This is a genomic window from Methylosinus sp. (assembly GCF_036560965.1).
Classification (GTDB): Bacteria; Pseudomonadota; Alphaproteobacteria; order Rhizobiales; family Beijerinckiaceae; genus Methylosinus.
This window is the reverse complement of the sequence record NZ_DATBQF010000059.1, coordinates 123711-142731: the sequence shown is the minus strand read 5'-3', so window position 1 is coordinate 142731 and position 19021 is coordinate 123711. Positions and strand designations below refer to the sequence as shown.

At 65.8% G+C, this 19021-nt stretch carries 19 protein-coding genes and 1 pseudogene; 17 read left to right on the top strand and 3 right to left on the bottom strand.

Features of this window, described 5'->3' with window-relative positions:
• Both VIF40_RS16080 and fixJ read right to left on the bottom strand, forming a co-directional pair.
• A pseudogene (locus tag VIF40_RS16080) lies at positions 1-410 on the bottom strand (sugar transporter); the annotation flags it as partial.
• Between the two features lie 210 nt (positions 411-620).
• Entirely contained in the window at positions 621-1322 is a 702-nt protein-coding gene (gene fixJ, locus VIF40_RS16075) for a response regulator FixJ (protein WP_331938520.1), read from the bottom strand.
• A gap of 316 nt (positions 1323-1638) precedes the next feature.
• Between fixJ and VIF40_RS16070 the strand changes: the two genes are divergently transcribed.
• From VIF40_RS16070 to VIF40_RS16020, 11 genes are all read left to right on the top strand, one after another.
• Positions 1639-2043 carry a hypothetical protein gene (locus VIF40_RS16070; RefSeq protein WP_331938519.1) on the top strand — a complete coding sequence of 135 codons (405 nt, stop codon included), beginning with the start codon at positions 1639-1641 and terminating at the stop codon, positions 2041-2043.
• A gap of 110 nt (positions 2044-2153) precedes the next feature.
• Entirely contained in the window at positions 2154-2708 is a 555-nt protein-coding gene (locus VIF40_RS16065; protein WP_331938518.1) for a NifU family protein, read from the top strand.
• Between the two features lie 46 nt (positions 2709-2754).
• Positions 2755-3447 carry a tRNA (adenosine(37)-N6)-threonylcarbamoyltransferase complex dimerization subunit type 1 TsaB gene (tsaB, locus tag VIF40_RS16060; protein WP_331938517.1) on the top strand — a complete coding sequence of 231 codons (693 nt, stop codon included), beginning with the start codon at positions 2755-2757 and terminating at the stop codon, positions 3445-3447.
• Between the two features lie 11 nt (positions 3448-3458).
• Positions 3459-3950, top strand: coding sequence for a GNAT family N-acetyltransferase (locus VIF40_RS16055; protein ID WP_331938516.1), 492 nt, complete (start codon positions 3459-3461; stop codon positions 3948-3950).
• A gap of 103 nt (positions 3951-4053) precedes the next feature.
• Complete coding sequence (locus VIF40_RS16050; RefSeq protein ID WP_331938515.1) at positions 4054-4899, top strand: lysophospholipid acyltransferase family protein; 846 nt, start codon at positions 4054-4056, stop codon at positions 4897-4899.
• A 69-nt stretch (positions 4900-4968) separates the two neighbouring features.
• Complete coding sequence (miaB, locus tag VIF40_RS16045; protein WP_331938524.1) at positions 4969-6345, top strand: tRNA (N6-isopentenyl adenosine(37)-C2)-methylthiotransferase MiaB; 1377 nt, start codon at positions 4969-4971, stop codon at positions 6343-6345.
• Positions 6342-7388, top strand: coding sequence for a PhoH family protein (locus tag VIF40_RS16040; protein ID WP_331938514.1), 1047 nt, complete (start codon positions 6342-6344; stop codon positions 7386-7388). The genes miaB and VIF40_RS16040 overlap by 4 nt, the downstream gene beginning before the upstream one ends.
• A complete protein-coding gene (gene ybeY, locus VIF40_RS16035; protein ID WP_331938513.1) occupies positions 7385-7903 on the top strand; it encodes an rRNA maturation RNase YbeY in 519 nt (172 codons plus the stop codon). Before VIF40_RS16040 ends, ybeY begins: the two co-directional genes overlap by 4 nt.
• Positions 7896-8855: a hemolysin family protein gene (locus tag VIF40_RS16030; RefSeq protein ID WP_331938512.1), complete on the top strand. Its 960-nt coding sequence runs from the start codon at positions 7896-7898 to the stop codon at positions 8853-8855. Before ybeY ends, VIF40_RS16030 begins: the two co-directional genes overlap by 8 nt.
• Before the next feature lie 105 nt (positions 8856-8960).
• The gene (locus VIF40_RS16025; RefSeq protein ID WP_331938511.1) at positions 8961-9338 is read left to right on the top strand and encodes a hypothetical protein; all 378 of its coding nucleotides are present in this window, start codon (positions 8961-8963) and stop codon (positions 9336-9338) included.
• Positions 9339-9525: 187 nt separating this feature from the next.
• Positions 9526-10557, top strand: coding sequence for a hypothetical protein (locus VIF40_RS16020; protein ID WP_331938510.1), 1032 nt, complete (start codon positions 9526-9528; stop codon positions 10555-10557).
• 111 nt (positions 10558-10668) lie between these two features.
• Here the strand turns inward: VIF40_RS16020 and VIF40_RS16015 are convergent, their stop codons facing one another.
• Positions 10669-12120, bottom strand: a complete 1452-nt coding sequence (locus VIF40_RS16015) for an NAD-dependent succinate-semialdehyde dehydrogenase (protein ID WP_331938509.1) — start codon at positions 12118-12120, stop codon at positions 10669-10671.
• 310 nt (positions 12121-12430) lie between these two features.
• Here VIF40_RS16015 and VIF40_RS16010 point away from each other — a divergent pair, with 310 nt between their 5' ends.
• From VIF40_RS16010 to VIF40_RS15985, 6 genes are read left to right on the top strand one after another with little or no spacing between them, the layout of a single operon-like run.
• Complete coding sequence (locus VIF40_RS16010; protein WP_331938508.1) at positions 12431-14320, top strand: extracellular solute-binding protein; 1890 nt, start codon at positions 12431-12433, stop codon at positions 14318-14320.
• Between the two features lie 5 nt (positions 14321-14325).
• Positions 14326-15435 (top strand): microcin C ABC transporter permease YejB, encoded by a 1110-nt coding sequence (locus VIF40_RS16005; protein ID WP_331938507.1) that lies wholly within the window; start codon positions 14326-14328, stop codon positions 15433-15435.
• A 7-nt stretch (positions 15436-15442) separates the two neighbouring features.
• Entirely contained in the window at positions 15443-16615 is a 1173-nt protein-coding gene (locus tag VIF40_RS16000; protein WP_331938506.1) for an ABC transporter permease, read from the top strand.
• A complete protein-coding gene (locus VIF40_RS15995; RefSeq protein ID WP_331938505.1) occupies positions 16612-16902 on the top strand; it encodes a hypothetical protein in 291 nt (96 codons plus the stop codon). The genes VIF40_RS16000 and VIF40_RS15995 overlap by 4 nt, the downstream gene beginning before the upstream one ends.
• Complete coding sequence (locus tag VIF40_RS15990) at positions 16899-17345, top strand: type II toxin-antitoxin system VapC family toxin (RefSeq protein ID WP_331938504.1); 447 nt, start codon at positions 16899-16901, stop codon at positions 17343-17345. The genes VIF40_RS15995 and VIF40_RS15990 overlap by 4 nt, the downstream gene beginning before the upstream one ends.
• Positions 17342-18991, top strand: a complete 1650-nt coding sequence (locus VIF40_RS15985; RefSeq protein ID WP_331938503.1) for an ABC transporter ATP-binding protein — start codon at positions 17342-17344, stop codon at positions 18989-18991. The genes VIF40_RS15990 and VIF40_RS15985 overlap by 4 nt, the downstream gene beginning before the upstream one ends.
• The last annotated feature ends 30 nt before the right edge of the window (positions 18992-19021 follow it).

Below are 19021 nucleotides of genomic sequence, written 5' to 3'. Positions count from 1 at the left end.
GCCTGATCCGGGATCGCCGCGGAGCGCGAGCCGGGGCTCGAGCGATCCGTCGCCGGCGAGGAGAACAGGCCGCCGGAGGCCGCCTCCCAAAGCGTGATCTGCAAAGTGTCGCCGACGCCGATCGGCTGCGCGGCGGGCGGGCGATAGTCGCCGAAGGAGCCGCGCAGGCCGGGCGCCCCTCTTTTGGCCAGCGCCGCGGTCACCTGGCCGTCGATCTCGACGAGGGCGAAGGCTGTCTCCGGCTGCGATTCGGTCGGCGTGCCGGCGCTGATCACCGCATCGCCGGAGGGGCCGCTGCCCGGAAGCAGGCTGCAGCCCGAAAGCAGGGCGGCGACTGCACAAGCGCTGAAAGCACGACGAGCGCCGAAAATACGACCAGCGCCGAGAATACGAGATGTCTTCAAAACCACGCCGCCCCCGACCAACGCCCCAGGCCGCTCCCGAAGCTTCGCCGCACGCCCAAATGACCCCGTCTCTTTGGCGAAGACAAGGCCTGCCGCGCTGCGAGCGTCGTTTATCTGGCCGCTGTGACCTACGCGCTACAGCCTATGGTTAACAAAAAGGACGCGCCGGAGACCGGAGCGTCCTTTGCAAGTCGCGCCGCGATCAGAGCGCAGAGATCAGCTTTTGCCGCGCGCCTGCTCGGCGGCGAGCGACATGCGCACGAGCTCGGAGAGGCTGCCGGCGTTCATCTTCAGCATCACATTGGCGCGGTGGACCTCCACTGTGCGGACGCTGATGCCGAGCTCGCGGCCGATGACCTTGTTCGGCATGCCATGCAACAGGCGCTCGAGCACCTCGCTCTCGCGCGCCGTCAATGTCTGCAGCCGCGCCTCGATCGTCTGCGTCTCCGCGGCGCGGAACTGCTCTTCCCGCTCATAGGCGAGCGCGAGACGCACGCAGGCGATCAACGCCTCATTGTCGAAGGGCTTCTCCAGAAAGTCGAAGGCGCCCTGCTTCATCGCCTGCACGGCGAGCGACACATCGGCATAGGCGGTGATGACGACGACCGGCAGCGACAGGCGCCGCGCCTTCATCGCCTCCAAGAGCTCGATGCCGGTCATCTCCGGCATGCGCGCATCGGTCACCACGCAGCCCATGTCCCCTGAATCGACCGATGCGAGGAAATGGCTGGCGCTCTCATGCGACCTGACCCGAAAGCCGTCGGTCGACAACAGAAGGTGCAGAGAGTCGCGAACGGCGTCATCGTCGTCGACGATGTGAATCGTGGCGTCTCTACTCGTCCTCTCTTGCGGAATGGAACAAATCCGACGAGACGACTCGTCGACGAGCGGACTCGTCAGCGGAGGCGGCTGAATCATGGGCGTCCTTCGTCTCGAGAGGAAAATGCGACGCGTCGAACGGATTCGCGCGCCGACGCAGGGAACGCGATGCGATCGAGCGCATCGCGCGGCGACAGACAGATCATCATCGAAAGCCCCGGAATAACCATGCGCGGCGATCGACGTTTGCGCCGACTGTCGATCGACGTGACCCGCGCCATAATCTTTATTCGGGCGCGACGGAGATTGACAAACTGGGGAATACACGTAGCCAGGAATCGCGCTCGTGCGAATCACGTACGATTGTTCGATCGCTATTCGCGCGACGCGACGCAACGCGTTTCGTTCTCACGCCATGACGATCACGAGACTCGTTTTCTGCATTGGGCTTTCGGCGATGGCGCTGCATGGCGCCGCGGCCGAAGAAACCGCGCGCGTCGATGATGGGCGCGTCGAATGGCTGCGGCGCATCGACGAAGCGCGTGAGCGATACGACGCCTTCGCATCGCGCGTCGCCGCCGATCTCGACCGCGCCGTCGAGGCGCGCGCGGCCCGCGAGGACGCTGGGCTCGACGATCCGACCTTGCGCAGGGGCGACATCGTCGTCACGGCGACGGGCCTGCTGATGTTCAAGGGCTCGAGCAAATTCATCTATGACCGCTCCGATTTCGAGCCCGTCGGCGAAGCGGGCGCGCGACGCTCGGACCATTGCGCGGCGCTGCTCGGCATATTGCGCGCCCGGCCCCGCGCCGGCCGCTGACCCCGCCCCTTTCCGTGGGCGCGCGTTTTGCTGCGACGCCGCTGATTTCGTGCTAGACAAGCCTCGAAACATCGCCCGGCCTTGAACCGGACGCTGCGGAGAAGACCCCCATGTTCATCCAGACCGAGACCACGCCCAACCCCTCCACGCTGAAGTTCCTGCCCGGCCGCCCCGTCCTCGCCGAGGGCGCGCGCGAGTTCCGCACCCGAGAGGCCGCCTCCGCCGCCTCGCCGCTCGCCGGCGCGCTGCTGTCGATCGACGGCGTCGAGGCGGTGATGTTCGGCCCCGATTTCGTCTCCGTCACCAAGACCGAGGCCGAATGGGCGCATCTGAAGCCCGCCATCCTCGGCACGATCATGGAGCATTTCAGCTCCGGCCAGCCGATCGTCATCGACAACGCCGAGGCCGCTCCGGCGGAGTTCTTCGATCCCGCCGACGCCGACACTGTGGCTCAGATCAAGGAGCTGATCGTGACCCGCGTGCGCCCGGCGGTCGCCAATGACGGCGGCGACATCACCTTTCGCGGCTTTCGCGACGGAATCGTCTATGTGGCGATGAAGGGCTCCTGCTCCGGCTGCCCCTCCTCCACCGCGACGCTCAAGAACGGCATCGAAAATATGCTGCGTCATTTCGTGCCGCAGGTCGCCTCCGTGCAGCAGGTTTGAGAGGCCGCTTTGAAAGCCGCGAGAAACCCGTCATAATCCGCCGGCAATGAGAATCCTCGCCATCGACACGGCGCTGCCCGCCGTTTCCGCCTGCGTGCTCGATCTGGGCGCCGCCGACCCAATCGCCAGCGAGACGGCTCCGATGGAGCGCGGCCACGCCGAGGAGCTGCTGCCGCTCGTCGAGCGCGTCGTCGCCGCGGCCGGCGGCGGCTTCGCGTCGATCGGGCGGGTCGCGGTCACCGTCGGGCCGGGCTCTTTCACCGGCATCCGAATCGGTCTCGCGGCGGGTCAGGCCATCGCCCTCGCCGTGAAGGCGCCCATCGTCGGCGTCTCGACGCTGGCGGCGCTGGCGGCGCCTTATGTGCTCGTCCCCTTCGACGGCGTGGTGGCGGCGGCGATCGACGCGCGCCACGGCCATGTCTATGTGACCGCCTATGGGCCGGACGGCCGCACGCTGCTCTCGCCCCGCCGCGTCGGCGCCCATGAGGCGCTGCGGGCGCTCGGCTCCGGCCCGTTGCGGCTCATCGGCTCAGGCGCGCCGCTGCTGGCGGAGGAGGCCCGTCTCGCCGGCCTCGAGGCGGAGATCGCCAGCCGGGCGGCGGCTCCCGACATCGCCTTTGTCGCGCGGCTCGGCCTGGTCGCCGATCCGGCGACCGCGCCCGCCCGCCCGCTCTATCTGAAGGCGCCGGACGCCAAGCCTTCGGAGCGCCCGCTTCAAGACGCCCCGGCCGGAGCGTGAGCGGCGGCGTCATGAGCTTGTTTTCGACATTCTTCCCCAAGCCGCATTATGTGATCCGGCCCATCGGCGCCGATCACGCCTATGATTGCGCCAAGATTCACGCGGCCTCTTTCGCCTTCCCCTGGTCGAAGATCGACTTCGAGAGCCTTTTGACCGACCGCATCGTGCTGGCCGACGGCGCGATGAACGAGCGCCTGCTCAAGGACGAGATGGGCGGCATGGCGCTGTCGCGCCTGCTGCCGCCCGATGGCGAGATTTTGACCTTCGCCGTCGATCCGGCGCGTCGCGGGAGCGGGCTCGGACGGGCGCTGCTCGCCGCGCATCTCACCAATCTCGAGCGCGGCGGGGCGCGGCTCGTCTTCCTCGAGGTGGCGGCGGACAATGTGGCGGCGCTGAAAGTCTATGAGCGGCTGGGCTTCAAGACGATCGGCCGCCGCGAGAATTACTACCAGCGCCCCGATGGCGAGCGTCAGGCGGCGTTGACGATGCGATGCGAGCTGTGACCTCGCAGTCTTTCCCTATTTAGCGGCATGACATCAGGCATGACCTCGGACGACGACGCAGAGACCGTCACGAAACTGTCGCTCGCGCGTTAGAAAGAGGGCTATGCCCTATCTGCGCGCGATCGCTTTCGCCCTGGCGATGACCGGGGCCTTCGTCTTCTTCGTCCCGGTCCAATGGCTGGCGCGCCGGCGGCGCTGGGAGCTGCGCCACAGCATCCAGACCGGCTTCTGCCGCGTGATGTGCGCCATCATCGGCATAGAGGTGCGCGAGCAAGGCCGGCTCGCCGGCTCGAGCCCGCGATTCGTCGTCGCCAATCATGTCTCCTGGACCGACATCATCGTTCTGGCGAGCCGCTATCCGCTGGTCTTTCTGGCGAAATCCGAGGTCGCCTCCTGGCCCGTGCTCGGCTTTCTCGCGCGGCTCCAGGGCACGATCTTCGTCGAGCGCGGCAACAGGCGGTCGATCCCCATCGTCAACGCCGCGCTGGCCGAACGGCTCAAACGGGGCGAGGATATCGTCGTCTTCGCCGAAGGAACCTCCAGCGACGGCGCCGGCGTGCTGAAATTCAACGCCTCGCATTTCGCGATGCTGAGCGAGCTGGCCGCCACCGCAGCCGCCGCGCCGACGCTCGCGCCGGCCGCCATTCTCTATACGGAGCGGAAAAGCGCTCTTGTCGGCGGCAGGTTCGACGTCGGCTGGTACGGCGATATGACTTTTCTCCCACATTTATGGAGCCTGATGAAGCGCGGCGGCGCAAAATGTCATATATTGTGGGGCGAGGCGGTGGACCCCGGCTCCGGCGACCGCAAGGCTCTCGCCGCGGCGACCGAGGCCAAGGTCCGCGATCTGCTGGCTCGCGACCTTTTGGCGCGCGATCCGGCGACAGACGTTGCGGGCCGGGAAAGCGCAGGTAATATCGCCTCGACGCGAGACCCCGCCGCCCGTTGAGGAGACACAGAGATTTCCGACGCCGCATCGAAGCCCGCGCCCGCCTCGCACGCCGAGGAAGCGCCTGGAATAGCGAAAGCCTATGTGAAATCATATGGCTGCCAGATGAACGTCTATGATGCGACGCGCATGACGGATCTGCTCGCGGCGAGAGGCTATGCCGAGGCCGCGAATGAGGACGAGGCCGATCTCGTCGTGCTCAACACCTGCCATATTCGCGAGAAAGCGACCGAAAAGGTCTATTCGGAGCTCGGCCGGCTCGCCAAGGTCAAGGCCGAGCGCGGCGCGCAGGGGCGCGATTATCGAATCGTCGTCGCCGGCTGCGTCGCCCAGGCCGAGGGCGAGGAGGTGCTGCGCCGCCAGCGCGCGGTCGATCTCGTCGTCGGGCCGCAGAGCTATCATCGCCTCTCCGATCTTCTGACCCGCGCCGAGGCGGGCGAGCGGGTGGCGGAGACGGATTTCGCCGTCGAGGACAAGTTTCGCGCGCTGCGCCGGGCGGCGGCCGAGGGCAAGCGCCTGCGCGGCGTGGCGGCCTTCATCACCGCGCAGGAGGGATGCGACAAATTCTGCTCCTTCTGCGTCGTTCCCTACACCCGCGGCGCCGAGGTCTCGCGCAAGCCGCTCGAGATCGTCGAGGAGGCGGAGGCGCTCGCCGCCGCCGGCGTGCGCGAGCTCACGATCATCGGCCAGAACGTCAACGCCTATAAGGGCATGGGCGAGGATGGCTCGCTCTGGTCCCTGCCCCGCCTGTTCGAGCGCCTCGAGCGTATCGAAGGCGTCACGCGGCTGCGCTACACAACGAGCCATCCGATCGACATGACGCAGGAGCTGATCGACGCCCACGCCGAGCTGCCGACGCTGGCGCCCTTCATGCATCTGCCCGTGCAATCCGGGTCGGATCGCATATTGAAAGCGATGAATCGACGCCATGACGCGCGCTTTTATCTGGACATCGTCGCGCGGCTGCGCACGGCGCGGCCGGATATTGCGCTCTCCTCGGACTTCATCGTCGGATTTCCCGGCGAGACAGATGCGGATTTCGAGGCGACGCTGGCGCTCATTCGCGCGGTCGGCTTCGCCTCGACCTTCTCCTTCAAATATTCGCCGCGCCCCGGCACGCCGGGCGCCGAGCGCGAGGATCAGATCGACGAGAGCGTCAAATCCGAGCGGCTCGCCGTGCTCCAGGCGCTGGTCGAGGAGCAGCGGCAGGCGTTCAACGCGGCTGCTGTCGGCCGCACGGTCGAGGTGCTGTTCGAGAAGCCCGGCCGGCACGAGGGTCAGATCGCCGGCAAGAGCCCCTATATGCAGCCCGTGCATGCGATGGGCGGCGAGGAGCTGATCGGGAAGACGCTGCCGGTGACGATCGTCGCCGCCGGCTCCAATTCGCTCGCCGGACGCATCGCCGGCCGAACGATCCCGGACGATGCGAGGGAGGCCGCGCTGTGACGCTCGACCGCGAGAGACGGGTCTTCGAACAACCGGACGCGCCGCGCGCAGGCGAGCCGGAAGCGGATGTGACGCTCGCCTTCGAGGACAATCGCTACGCCTCGCTCGTCTTCGGCCTCTATGACCAGCATCTCGCCAAGATCGAGCGGCGCCTCGGCGTCGCCTGTTTCGCCAATGGCAATCATGTCACGCTCAAAGGCCGGCCCGACGCCTGCGACCAGGCCCGCCGCGTGCTGGAGATTCTCTATGGCCGCGTGCAGCTCGGCCAGAATGTGGGGCTAGGCGACGTGGATGGCGCGATTCAAGAATCGGCCCGTCAGGGCAGCCTCTTTCCGGAAGCGGACGCTGGCCGCGCGGTCTTCGAGCAGATTTCGACGCGCCGGCGCGGGCCGGTGCGCGCCAGAAACCTCGCCCAGGACCTCTATCTGCGGGAGCTGAAGCGCCATGAGCTGGTCTTCGCCGAAGGGCCGGCCGGCACGGGCAAGACCTGGCTCGCCGTCGGCCATGCGGTGTCGCTGCTCGAGCAGGGCGCGGTCGAGCGCATCGTTCTCTCGCGCCCGGCGGTGGAGGCCGGCGAGCGTCTGGGCTTCCTGCCCGGCGACATGCGCGAGAAGGTCGACCCCTATCTGCGGCCCATCTATGACGGCCTCCATGATTTCATGGACCCGCGCATGGTGGAGCGCGGCATGCAGACCGGCATGATCGAGGTCGCGCCGCTCGCCTTCATGCGCGGACGCACGCTCACCAAGGCCTGCGTGCTGCTGGACGAGGCGCAGAACGCCACCTCCGTGCAAATGAAAATGTTTCTCACCCGACTCGGCGACGGATCGCGTATGATCGTCAATGGCGATCCCTCGCAGACCGATCTGCCGCCCGGCCAGAAATCCGGATTGAGCGAGGCGATCGGCCTGCTCTCGGGACTAGAGGGCGTCGGCTGGGTGAAATTCGCCGAGGGCGATGTCGTTCGTCACGACCTCGTGCGGCAGATCGTCGGCGCCTATGAGGCGGCCGGGCGGGAGAAGGCGAAGCCTCGAGAGCCATGAGCGTCGCGATCGACATCATCGTCACTGCGCCGTGCTGGGAACAGCAGGCCGGGCTCGACGAGCTGACTGAGAGTACCGTGCGCGAGTGCGTCGCCCAGACGGCGGCGCCGCTCGCGCAGGACTGCGAGTTGAGCGTCAATTTCACCGATGACGCGACGATCCGCGAATTGAACGCGCAATGGCGCGGGATCGACAAGCCCACCAATGTCCTCTCCTTCGAGACGCCGGGCCCGCTCGCGCGCCGGATGGCGCTCGGCGACATCGTCATCGCGCATGAGACGGTCGCGCGCGAGGCCGCCGAGCAGGACAAGAGCTTCGACGCGCATCTGACGCATTTGCTCATTCATGGATTTCTGCATCTGATCGGCTACGACCATCAATCTCCACGGGAGGCCGAAGAGATGGAGGCGCTGGAACGCCGCATAGCGGCCGCTCTCGGCCTCCGCGATCCTTACGAAGGTTCCGACCCCGTGGCGGAGCTTTCGTCGACAGGAAAATCGAACGGCGATGTCTAGGACGGATAATGGCGACCATTCGGCCTCGCGGCGCGAGCAGCGGAGCGGCATCGTCGATCGGCTGCGCGCTCTCATCGGACTGGGCTCGCCCTCGGTGCGCGAGGACATAGAGGAGGCGCTGGAAGGCGCCGCCGGCGATGTGACGCCGCATGAGCGCGTGCTGCTGAAGAATGTGCTGGCGCTGCATGATCTGCGTGTCGCCGACGCGATGATTCCGCGCGCCGACATCGTCGCCGTCGCGCAGGACGCCACGCTCGGCGAGACTCTGGCGCTGTTCCGCAACGCCGGCCATTCGCGCCTGCCCGTCTATGGCGACACGCTGGACGATCCGCGCGGCATGATCCACATCCGCGACTTCGTCGACTATCTCGCCTCGCTCGCCGAACGCGCCGAGCCGGTGACGGCGGGAGCGCCCGACGCGCCGCCGAGCGAGCATGCGCCGACCGTCTCGCTGGCCGCGATCGATTTTTCGGCGGCGCTCGCCGCCGCCACCCCGCTGAAGCCGGTGCTCTATGTGCCGCCCTCGATGCCGGCGCTCGATCTGCTGGTGAAGATGCAGGCGACGCACACCCATCTCGCGCTCGTCATCGACGAATATGGCGGCACGCATGGGCTGGTGACGATGGAGGACATCGTCGAGATGATCGTCGGCGATATCGAGGACGAGCATGACGTCGACGAGGAGCCGCGCATCGAGACCGTGTCCGACGGCGTCTTCCTCGTCGACGCCAAAGCCGATCTCGAGGAGGTCTCGCAGCGGCTCGGCGTCGATTTCACACCCGATGAAGACGGCGCCGAGGTCACGACGCTCGGCGGCCTCGTCGCCTCGCTCGCCGGCCATGTGCCGATGCGCGGCGAGATCGTGCCCGCGCCGATCGAAGGCTGGGAGTTCGAGATCGTCGAAGCCGATCCGCGCCGCGTCGGGCGTCTGCTGGTGCATGCGCCGAAATAGGCGCCGTCGCGTCGACATTACGAAACCGTAACTCGACCATAGGCCGCGAAAGACTTATCCAACACGCAGGAACGCTGATCGCGCTGCGTGGAGGAGTCGAGGACGATGCGTCGCAACGCGCTGGCGGCTGCACTGTCGGCCGCGATGATCGCCGGCGCCGCGGCGAGCCCCGCCATCACGACGCGATCGACGAGCATGCGCGCCGAGCCGACGAGCCGCGCCAAAATCGTTCAATCCATTCCTCGCGATGCGCAGATCGACGTGCAGCGCTGCGAGGGATCGTGGTGCTATGCGGCATGGCGCGATCTCTTCGGCTTCGTCGCGGCGACGTCGATCGCGCCCCTGCCCACGCCGCCGCCGCCGACCTATGCCGCGCCGATTTATGATTATGGTCCCTATGGCTATGGCGCGCCCTATTACGCCGGCGCGGGATATGGCTGGGGCTATTACGGCGGTCATCGCGCCTATCGACGCTTCCGTTAGAGCGCTACCGATCTCAATGGATCGGTAGCGTCTGACATTCCTTCTTCGGAGCGCATTCCGATCGAGCGGAAAGCGCTCTAAGCGCGCCGCAGATCGAATGAGCGACACACCAGAAATAGCGCTGAAATAAAAACCGTCGACGCTTCACGGGCGCGACGATGGGGTCGCGCGCGCGTCGAGGCGCACAATGCGCAAGAGGATCATCTTTCATATCGGCCTCGAGAAGACGGGAACGACATCGTTCCAGCGCTTCTGCTTCGATAATCGCAGCATCCTCGCGGCGCGCGGAATTCTCTATCCGACGCAGAGCCTCGCCTTCGAGCGACGCAACGCCAATCATGCGCCGCTCGTCGCCTGCTATATCGGCGAGGGCGGATGGGTCGATTACGACCTCTCGCGCCATTGGCGCCGACGGGAAGATGTCGTCGCTTCGTTGAAGTCGGAATTTCGTCGCGCCGAAGCGCCGACCCTTCTTCTCAGCGCCGAACATTTCTCCTCACGCTTTTTCCCGCGCCATATAGAACGCCTCGCCGAGGATTTCGGCGAATTCGACTGCCGCATCGCCATTGTGCTGCGCGCCCATGAAGCGCGCATCCATTCCGCCTATTCGAGCACGATCCGTTCCGGCCGCGACGTCACGCTCGAGCAATTCGTCGACGAGCTGCTGCTCCCGGACAATTGGTATTGCCGTTACGCCGAGACGATCCGGCGTTGGCGCGCCGTGTTCGGCGACGATGCGGTGTCGGCGCTGCCCTTTCGAGAATCTCAGAATGTCATCGGCGCGCTGTGGAGCGACCTGCTTCATTTCGACGGCGCGCCGCCCTCGGCGAAACGCTATTTCGCCAACACGGATTTCGGCGCCTCGGTGCTGGAGACTTTGCGCCGCGTCAATGAGGCGGCGCCGAGTCCCGGCGTCCGATCGCGCGGCGAGCTGTTCAAGCATGCGAGCCTATCGCTCGCGCGATCGGCGCTGCTCCGCGCTCTCGCCATCTCCGCGCCGCCGCGCGAGCAGGATCGCGCGCGCATAGAGGGCGCGCAACGCGCGCCGCTGAAGGCGCTCGTCGACGAGGATTGCGCCTGGCTCGAGACGCATGCCGCGCTCCGCCTTCCGCGAATGGCGGACGCGTCCGTCGTCAGCGGGCCAGAGAGGCCCGCGCGCGGGTCTCTCTCTTTCGCCACGCGCTTCGCCACATCGCTACGCCTGTGGCTGACGCATTGATGAAGAAAATGCGCGCCACGCTGGCGAGCGCATAATGCGAGACGTCGACAATATGACGCTCGCGCCCGACGTGCATGCGCTCGGCACGCCGAACCGCGACGGCTGAGCGCCTCACATATTGCCGAGGCAGACATATTTGATCTCGAGATAGCTCTCTATGCCGTATTTGGAGCCCTCGCGTCCCATGCCCGACTGTTTCACGCCGCCGAAAGGCGCAGCCTCGCTCGACATCAGCGATTCGTTGACGCCGACCATGCCGAATTCGAGCTGCTCGGCGACGCGAAACACGCGCGCTATGTCGCGGCTGTAGAAATAGGCGGCGAGGCCGTAATGCGTCGAATTGGCGAGGCGGATCGCCTCCTCCTCATCCGCGAACGGCGTGATCGCGGCGACCGGGCCGAAAATTTCCTCCTCGAAAATCTGCATGTCCGGGCGCACGTCGAAGAGCACGGTCGGCGAGAAGAATGTTCCGCCGAGCGCATGGCGCGCGCCGCCGGTCAGCACTTTGGCGCCGCGCGCGCGGGCGTCGGCGACGAGACGCTCCACTTTCTCGGCGGCCGCCTCCTCGATCAGCGGGCCGATGACGACGCCGGGATCGACGCCGCGCCCGACCTTCAGCTTCGACGCCGCCTCGGCGAGCTTGGCGGCGAAGGCCTCGGCGACGTCGCGCTGCACGAGAAAGCGATTGGCGCAGACACAGGTCTGGCCGCTGTTGCGATATTTGGTCGCCAGCGCGCCCTTCACCGCGAGATCGATATCGGCGTCCGCGAAGACGATGAAGGGGGCGTTGCCGCCGAGCTCCATCGAGCATTTCTGCACAGTCTCCGCCGCCTGACGCAGAAGAATTTTCCCCACTTCGGTCGAGCCGGTGAAGGTGATCTTGCGCACGGCGGAGTTGGAGGTCAGCTCGGCGCCGACGCTGGCGGGGTCATTGGTCGTCACCACATTGAGCACACCGTCCGGCACGCCGGCGCGCTGGGCGATCTCGGCGAGCGCGATCGCCGAGAGCGGCGTCAGCTCGGCGGGCTTCACCACCATCGTGCAGCCGGCGGCCAGCGCCGCGCCGGCCTTGCGGGCGATCATGGCGGAGGGGAAGTTCCAGGGCGTGATCGCGGCGGTGACGCCGATCGCCTGCTTGAACACGAGAATGCGCTTCTCGCGCGCCTGCTGCGGGATCACGTCGCCATAGACGCGGCGGCCCTCTTCCGCGAACCAGTCGAAATAGGCCGCGCCATAGGCGATCTCGCCGCGCGCCTCGGCCAAGGGCTTGCCCTGCTCGGCCGTGATGATCTGCGCGAGGCGCTCCTGATCGGCGAGCAGGAGATCATGCAGGCGCCGCAGAATTTGCGCGCGCTCCTTGGCGAGCTTGCCGCGCCAGGCGGGCAGCGCGCGCTCTGCGGCCTCGATCGCTCTGCGCGTCTCGGCGGCGCCCATGTCCGGGACCTCCGCCAATACCGCGCCCGTAGCCGGATCGCGAACGGCGAAGGTCGCGCCATTGTCGGCGCCGACGAAGGCGCCGTCGATGAAGGCTCGGCTACGAAACGGGCGGGGCTCTCTGGTCATCTTGGCTGCGCTCCCGACGCGATACGAAAGAGGCCATCGAATACGGCGCCTGGGCCGGGGGACACAATATCCGCGTCGCGCAAATTGCTCCGGGCCCCGCCGGCAGCGGTCGCGCTGCCCGAAAACCGGCGCTTTCCCCGCGTATCCGGCGCGGTCCCACAAAGGGCGGAACCGCGGCCCCGGCTTGCGCGTCATAGGGGAAGCGGCCGCAATCTCATATGGCTTCGTCCCGAAAATCCGACATAATCGCGGGATTCGCGGCGCCGCTGCGCTCGCGTCCGAAACGCCGCTCCGAAAGCGAGAGACCCCTTTGGCCGAAACCCGAAATTTTCTTCCCGTGACGCGCCGCCGGGCGCTCGCCGCCCTCTCGAGCCTCGCCAGCCTCGCGGCGCCCGGATGGGCGATCCGCCCCGCCTTCGCCGAGGCGGAGCCGGGCGAGACCGAGAGCCATGGCCTCTCCATCTTCGGCGAGCTCGCCGAACAGCCGGATTTTCCGCATTTCGCCTATGTGAACCCCAACGCGCCCAAGGGCGGAACGCTGGTGATGGAGCCGCCGCCGCCGGAAAAGAACAGCTACGACTCGCTCAACCCTTATATTTTGCGCGGCAATCCGGCGGCGGGCGTCGGCCTCGTCTACGACACGCTGATGGCCGGCAGCCTCGACGAGCGCGACGCGCTCTATGGCCTGGTGGCGAAGACGGTTCGTGTCTCCGCCGACAAGCTCACCTATACGTTCCTCCTGCGCAAGGAGGCGCGCTTTCACGACGGCTCGCCGCTCACCGCGCATGACGTCGCCTTCTCCCTCGATATTCTGAAGGCCGAGGGCCATCCGATGATCTCGCAATCGCTGCGCGATCTCGTCAGCGCCACGGCGCAGGCGGATGATGTGCTGGTGGTGAAGCTCGCGCCCGGGCGCGCCCGCGATCTGCCGATCATCGTCGCGAGCCAGCCGATCTTCTCGAAAGCCTATTACAGCAAGCATAAATTCAACGAGACGACGCTGGAGCCGCCGCTCGGCTCCTCCGCCTATAAAGTCGGACCGATCGATCCCGGGCGCTATATCTCCTTCCAGCGCGTGGCGGATTATTGGGCCAAGGATCTGCCCGTCAATGTCGGCCAGGCCAATTTCGAGGTGATCCGCTTCGACTATTACGGCGACCGCAATGTCGCCTTCGAAGCCTTCAAGGCGGGCGCCTTCACCGTGCATGAGGAGTTCACCTCGGCCATTTGGGCGACCGGCTACGACTTCCCCGCCTTTCGCGACGGGCGCGTGAAGCGCGAGGAAATTCCCGATTACAACATATCGGGAACGCAAGGCTGGTTCCTGAACATTCGCCGGCCGGTGTTCGCCGATCCGCGCGTGCGCAAGGCGCTCGGCTACGCATTCGATTTCGAATGGACGAACCGCAATCTGATGTACGACTCGTATAAGCGCACGAGCTCCTATTTCGAGAATTCCGATCTCGAGGCCGTCGGCGTTCCGACGCCGGCCGAGCTCGCTCTGCTGGAGCCGTTCCGCGATCGCCTGCCGAAAGACGTGTTCGAGGCGCCGTTCCAGCCGCCCGTGTCGGACGGCTCGGGACAGGATCGCACTCTCCTGCGCAAGGCCGTCGATCTCTTGACCGAGGCCGGCTGCACGCGCAAGGACGGCCTGCTGCGCCTGCCCGACGGCAAGCCGCTCGAATTCGAGTTTCTCTACAACTCGAGCATGTTCGAGCGGCACACGCAGCCCTTCATCAAGAATCTGAAGCTGATCGGCGTCAACGCACACATGCGCATCGTCGACGCCGCGCAATATAAGGCCCGCCTCGACGATCATGATTACGACGTCGTCATGGAGCGCGTGCGCATCGCCTATTCGCCCGGCGAGGAGCTGCGCATCATGTTCGGCTCCGAGGCGGCGCGCACCAAGGGCTCGCAGAATGTCATCGGCGTCGCCGATCCGGTCGTCGACACGCTGATCGAGAAGGCGCTGGTCGCGACCTCACGCGAGGAGCTCGCCGCCATCTGCCGCGCGCTCGACCGCGTGCTGATCGCCAGCCAATATTGGATTCCGCATTATTATAAGCCGACGCATTGGATCGCCCATTGGGACGTGTTCGGCCGCCCCGAGCGCTATCCGCGCTTCGACACGGGCGTCGCCGCGACATGGTGGTGGGACGACGCCAAGGCGCGCAAGATCAATTATGCGGGACGCTGAACCAGATGGCAGCCTATATTCTACGACGCCTCCTGCTGATGATCCCGACGATCCTCGGCATCATGCTCATCTCCTTCGCCATCGTGCAATTCGCGCCGGGCGGTCCTGTCGAGCGCGTCATCGCGCAGCTGCAGGGCTATGACATGGGCGCGACCTCGCGCTTCTCGGGCGGCGGCGGCGACGTCGGCCGCGGCGGCGCGGCGACGCTGGGCGCAGGCGCGGACGCCGCGTCCAAATATCGCGGCGCGCAGGGGCTCGATCCCAAATTCATCGCCGAGCTGGAAAAACAGTTCGGCTTCGACAAGCCGGCCTGGGAACGCTTCCTGCTGATGGTGAAGAATTACGCCGTCTTCGATTTCGGCCGCAGCTATTTCCGCGACGAGAGCGTGCTGAAGCTCATCGGCGAGAAGCTTCCCGTCTCCATGTCGCTCGGCCTATGGATGACGCTGATCTCCTATTCGGTCTCCATTCCGCTCGGCATCGCCAAAGCGGTGCGCGACGGCGAACGTTTCGACTCCTGGACGTCCAATCTCGTCATCATCGGCTATGCGATCCCGAGCTTTCTCTTCGCCATGCTGCTGATCGTGCTCTTCGCCGGCGGCTCCTTCTGGCAGATATTCCCATTGCGCGGCCTCGTCTCCGAGAATTTCTCCGAGCTCTCGCTCATCGGCAAAGTGGGCGATTACCTCTGGCACATCTGCCTGCCCGTGCTCGCCATGACGCTCGGCGCCTTGGCGACGCAGACGTTTCTGACCAAGAATTCCTTCCTCGACGAGATCCGCAAGCAATATGTGCAGACGGCGCGCATGAAGGGCCTCACCGAGAATCGCGTGCTCTACGGCCATGTGTTCCGCAACGCCATGCTGATCGTGGTCTCCGGCTTTCCCGGCGCCTTCGTGCACGCCTTTCTCACCGGCTCCGTGCTGATCGAGACGATCTTCTCGCTCGACGGGCTCGGCTATCTCTCCTACGAATCCATCGTCAATCGCGATTATCCGGTGGTGTTCGCCAATCTCTATATTTTCGCGCTGCTCGGCCTCGTGGTGAATCTGCTGTCCGACCTGACCTACACATGGATTGATCCGCGCATCGATTTCGAGACACGCGAGGTTTAGCAGAATCATGGACGAGACGAGCGCTCCCGCCTCGACGACCAAGCTCGCGCCGGCGATTCCCGGCGGCGGCGTGTTGCGGCTGCGGCCGATCGACCGGCGCCGGCTGCAGAGCTTCAAGGCCAACGGCCGCGGCTATTGGTCCTTCTTCGTGTTCATGGCCCTGTTCCTGCTGTCGCTGGCGTCGAATTTCATCGCCAATGACAAGCCCGTTCTCGCCTATTACAAGGGCGAGCTGCTGTTCCCCATCTTCAAGGACTATCCGGAGGAGAAGTTCGGCGGCTTTCTGGCGCGCACCGACTATCGCGATCCGACGATCGAGAAGGAGATCGAGGCGAATGGCTGGATGATCTGGCCGCCTGTCCGCTACTCCTACGACACGCATAATCTCGATCTGCCGACGCCTGCGCCCTCGCCGCCGACATGGCTGCTCTCCAAGGCGCAATGCGAGGCCGCCGCGGCCAAGAAGCTCGGGCCGGAGAAGGCGCATCTCGGCTGCTCGGCGATCGAATGGAACTGGCTCGGCACCGACGACCAAGGTCGCGACGTCGTCGCGCGTCTGCTCTATGGCTTCCGCGTCTCGGTGCTGTTCGGCCTCATTCTGGCGAGCGTCTCCTCGGTCGTCGGCGTCGCCGCGGGCGCTGTGCAGGGCTTTTTCGGCGGGCGCGTCGATCTCGTCTTCCAGCGCTTCATCGAAGTATGGTCGTCGCTGCCGCAGCTCTATCTGCTCATCATCATCTCCTCCTTTCTCGCGCCGGGCTTTTTCGTGCTGCTCGGCATATTGCTGCTGTTCTCCTGGGTGTCGCTGGTGCATGTGGTGCGCGCAGAATTTCTGCGGGCGCGCAATTTCGAATATGTGAATGCGGCGCGCGCGCTCGGCCTCTCCAATTTCCGCATCATCACGCGCCATCTCCTGCCCAACGCCACGGTCGCGACCTTGACCTTCCTGCCCTTCGTGCTCAATTCCTCGATCACGACGCTGACCTCGCTGGACTTCTTAGGCTTCGGCCTGCCGCCGGGCTCGCCGTCGCTCGGCGAATTGCTGCTGCAAGGCAAATCCAATCTCCAGGCGCCCTGGCTCGGCCTCACCGGCTTCGTCATCATCGCGCTGATGCTCTCGCTTCTGGTGTTCATCGGCGAAGCCGTGCGCGACGCCTTCGACCCGCGGAAGACGTTCCGGTGAGGCTGTGGTATGGTGAAGAGGACTGGAGCCGAAGCATGAATAAAATCTTTCGCGAGCACTATCCGGCCTCGCGTCTGCCCGCCGACCTGCGTGAGGAGATCGGCGAGAACGCGAAGGTCACGGTGACCATTATCGTCGAAGAATCGCCCGACACAGCCGCCGTTTCTGACGGCCGGAGCTGGTTCGACCGGCACAAGCACATCCAGCGCGACAATTTCAAGTCGACGGAAGAGGTCAACGAATATGTCAGGGCGCTGCGTGACGAGTGGAGTCATCGCGAGCGATGACGATCAAGATCTATCTCGACGCCAATGTATTCATTTTGGCTTTCGAGCGGCGAGGGCCTGCTTCTGATCACGCCCGAGCGGTCCTCGACCTGATCGACGCCAAGGTGGCGGTGGCGGTCGTCAGCGAGCTTCTCGTCGCCGAGCTTCTCGTCCATCCTCTCAGGACCAACGATGATCGGCTCGCCGAAGTCTACGGCGAACTCCTCCAATCGCCAGAAGGTTTCGAGAGTCGGCCGATCGACAAGGATGTGATCGTCGAAGCCGCGAGGCAACGAGCGATCCGCAGCAAGACAAAGCTCCCAGACGCCATCCACGTCGCGACAGCTCGTCTGCACGGCTGCCGCGCTTTCGTCACGACGGATCGCAAACTAGAGCTTCCGACCGGGCTCGAGTCGATCGATCTCGACCATATGACCCTCGATATGATCCGCGCCCTCGCATGACTCCTCCCCCCCTCCTCGCCGCCCCCCTCCTCGACGTCCGCGACCTCTCCATCGCCTTCGCGCAAGGCGGCGGCAAGGAGACGCTCGCCGTCGACAAGGTCTCCTTCTCGCTCGAGCGCGGGCGCACGCTGGCGCTCGTCGGCGAGTCGGGCTCCGGCAAGTCGATCACCGCGCTCTCCATCGTGCGGCTGCTGCCGCCGTCGGCGATTCATCCGTCGGGAAGCATCGACTTCGCCGGCGACGATATTCTGAAGCTCTCCGACGCGCGGCTGCGCGCCATTCGCGGCGCCAAGATCACCATGGTGTTTCAGGAGCCGATGACCTCGCTCAATCCGCTGCAGACGATCGAGCAGCAGATCGGCGAGATTCTCGAGCTGCATGGCGCGCGCGGCGCGGAAAAGATCCGCGCCCGCGTCGTCGAATTGCTCGGCGAGGTCGGCATTCCGAACCCTTCCGAACGCCTCGCCGCTTTTCCGCATCAATTGTCGGGCGGCCAGCGCCAGCGCGTGATGATCGCCATGGCGCTCGCCAACCGCCCGGACCTGCTCATCGCCGACGAGCCGACCACGGCGCTCGACGTCACCGTGCAGGCGCAGATTCTCGCTCTACTGGAGCGCGTGCAGAAGACCTATGGCATGGCCATGCTGTTCATCACCCATGATCTCGGGCTCGTGCGGCGCTTCGCCGACGATGTCTGCGTCATGCAGCATGGGCGCATCGTCGAGACGGGCGATGTCGAGAAAGTCTTCGCCACGCCCGAGCACCCCTACACCAAGGCGCTGCTCGCCGCCGAGCCCAAGGGCGCGCCGCCGGTGGAGGACGAGAGCGAGCCCGTGCTCGTCGCCGCCAATGATCTCAAGGTCTGGTTTCCGATCAAGCGCGGCTTCCTGCGCCGCACCGTCGGCCATATCAAGGCGGTGGACGGCGTCACGCTCGCGGTGCGCCGCGGCTCGACGGTCGGCGTCGTCGGCGAATCGGGCTCCGGCAAGACGACGCTCGGCCTCGCTCTGCTGCGCCTCATCCGCTCCGAGGGGCCGATCCTCTATCTCGGCGAGCGCATCGACGCCAAAAGCGTGAAAGAGATGCGCCCGCTGCGCCGCGACATGCAGATCGTCTTCCAGGACCCCTATGGCTCGCTGTCGCCGCGCATGTCGGTCGCCGAGATCGTCGCGGAAGGATTGGGCGTGCAGATGCGCGGCCTCTCCTTCGAGGAAACGCGCGAGATCGTCGCCAATGCGCTGGCCGAGACCGGGCTCGACCCCGCCATGATGGATCGCTATCCGCACGAATTCTCGGGCGGCCAGCGCCAGCGCGTCGCCATCGCCCGCGCCATTGTGCTGAAGCCGAAATTCATCGTGCTCGACGAGCCCACATCGGCGCTCGACATGTCGGTGCAGGCGCAGATCGTCGATCTCTTGCGCGAATTGCAGGCCAAGCACAGCCTCGCCTATCTCTTCATCAGCCACGACCTCAAAGTGGTGAAATCGCTGGCGGCGCATCTCATCGTGATGCGCTACGGCAAGGTGGTGGAGGAAGGCCCGGCGGCCGATGTGTTCGCCGCGCCCAAGAGCGACTACACGCGCGCCCTCTTCGCCGCGGCCTTTCGCATCGAGGCCGAGCCGCATCCGGGCGACAAGGCCGGCTGAGGGAATGAAAGCGGCGCGCGCTCTGCTGCT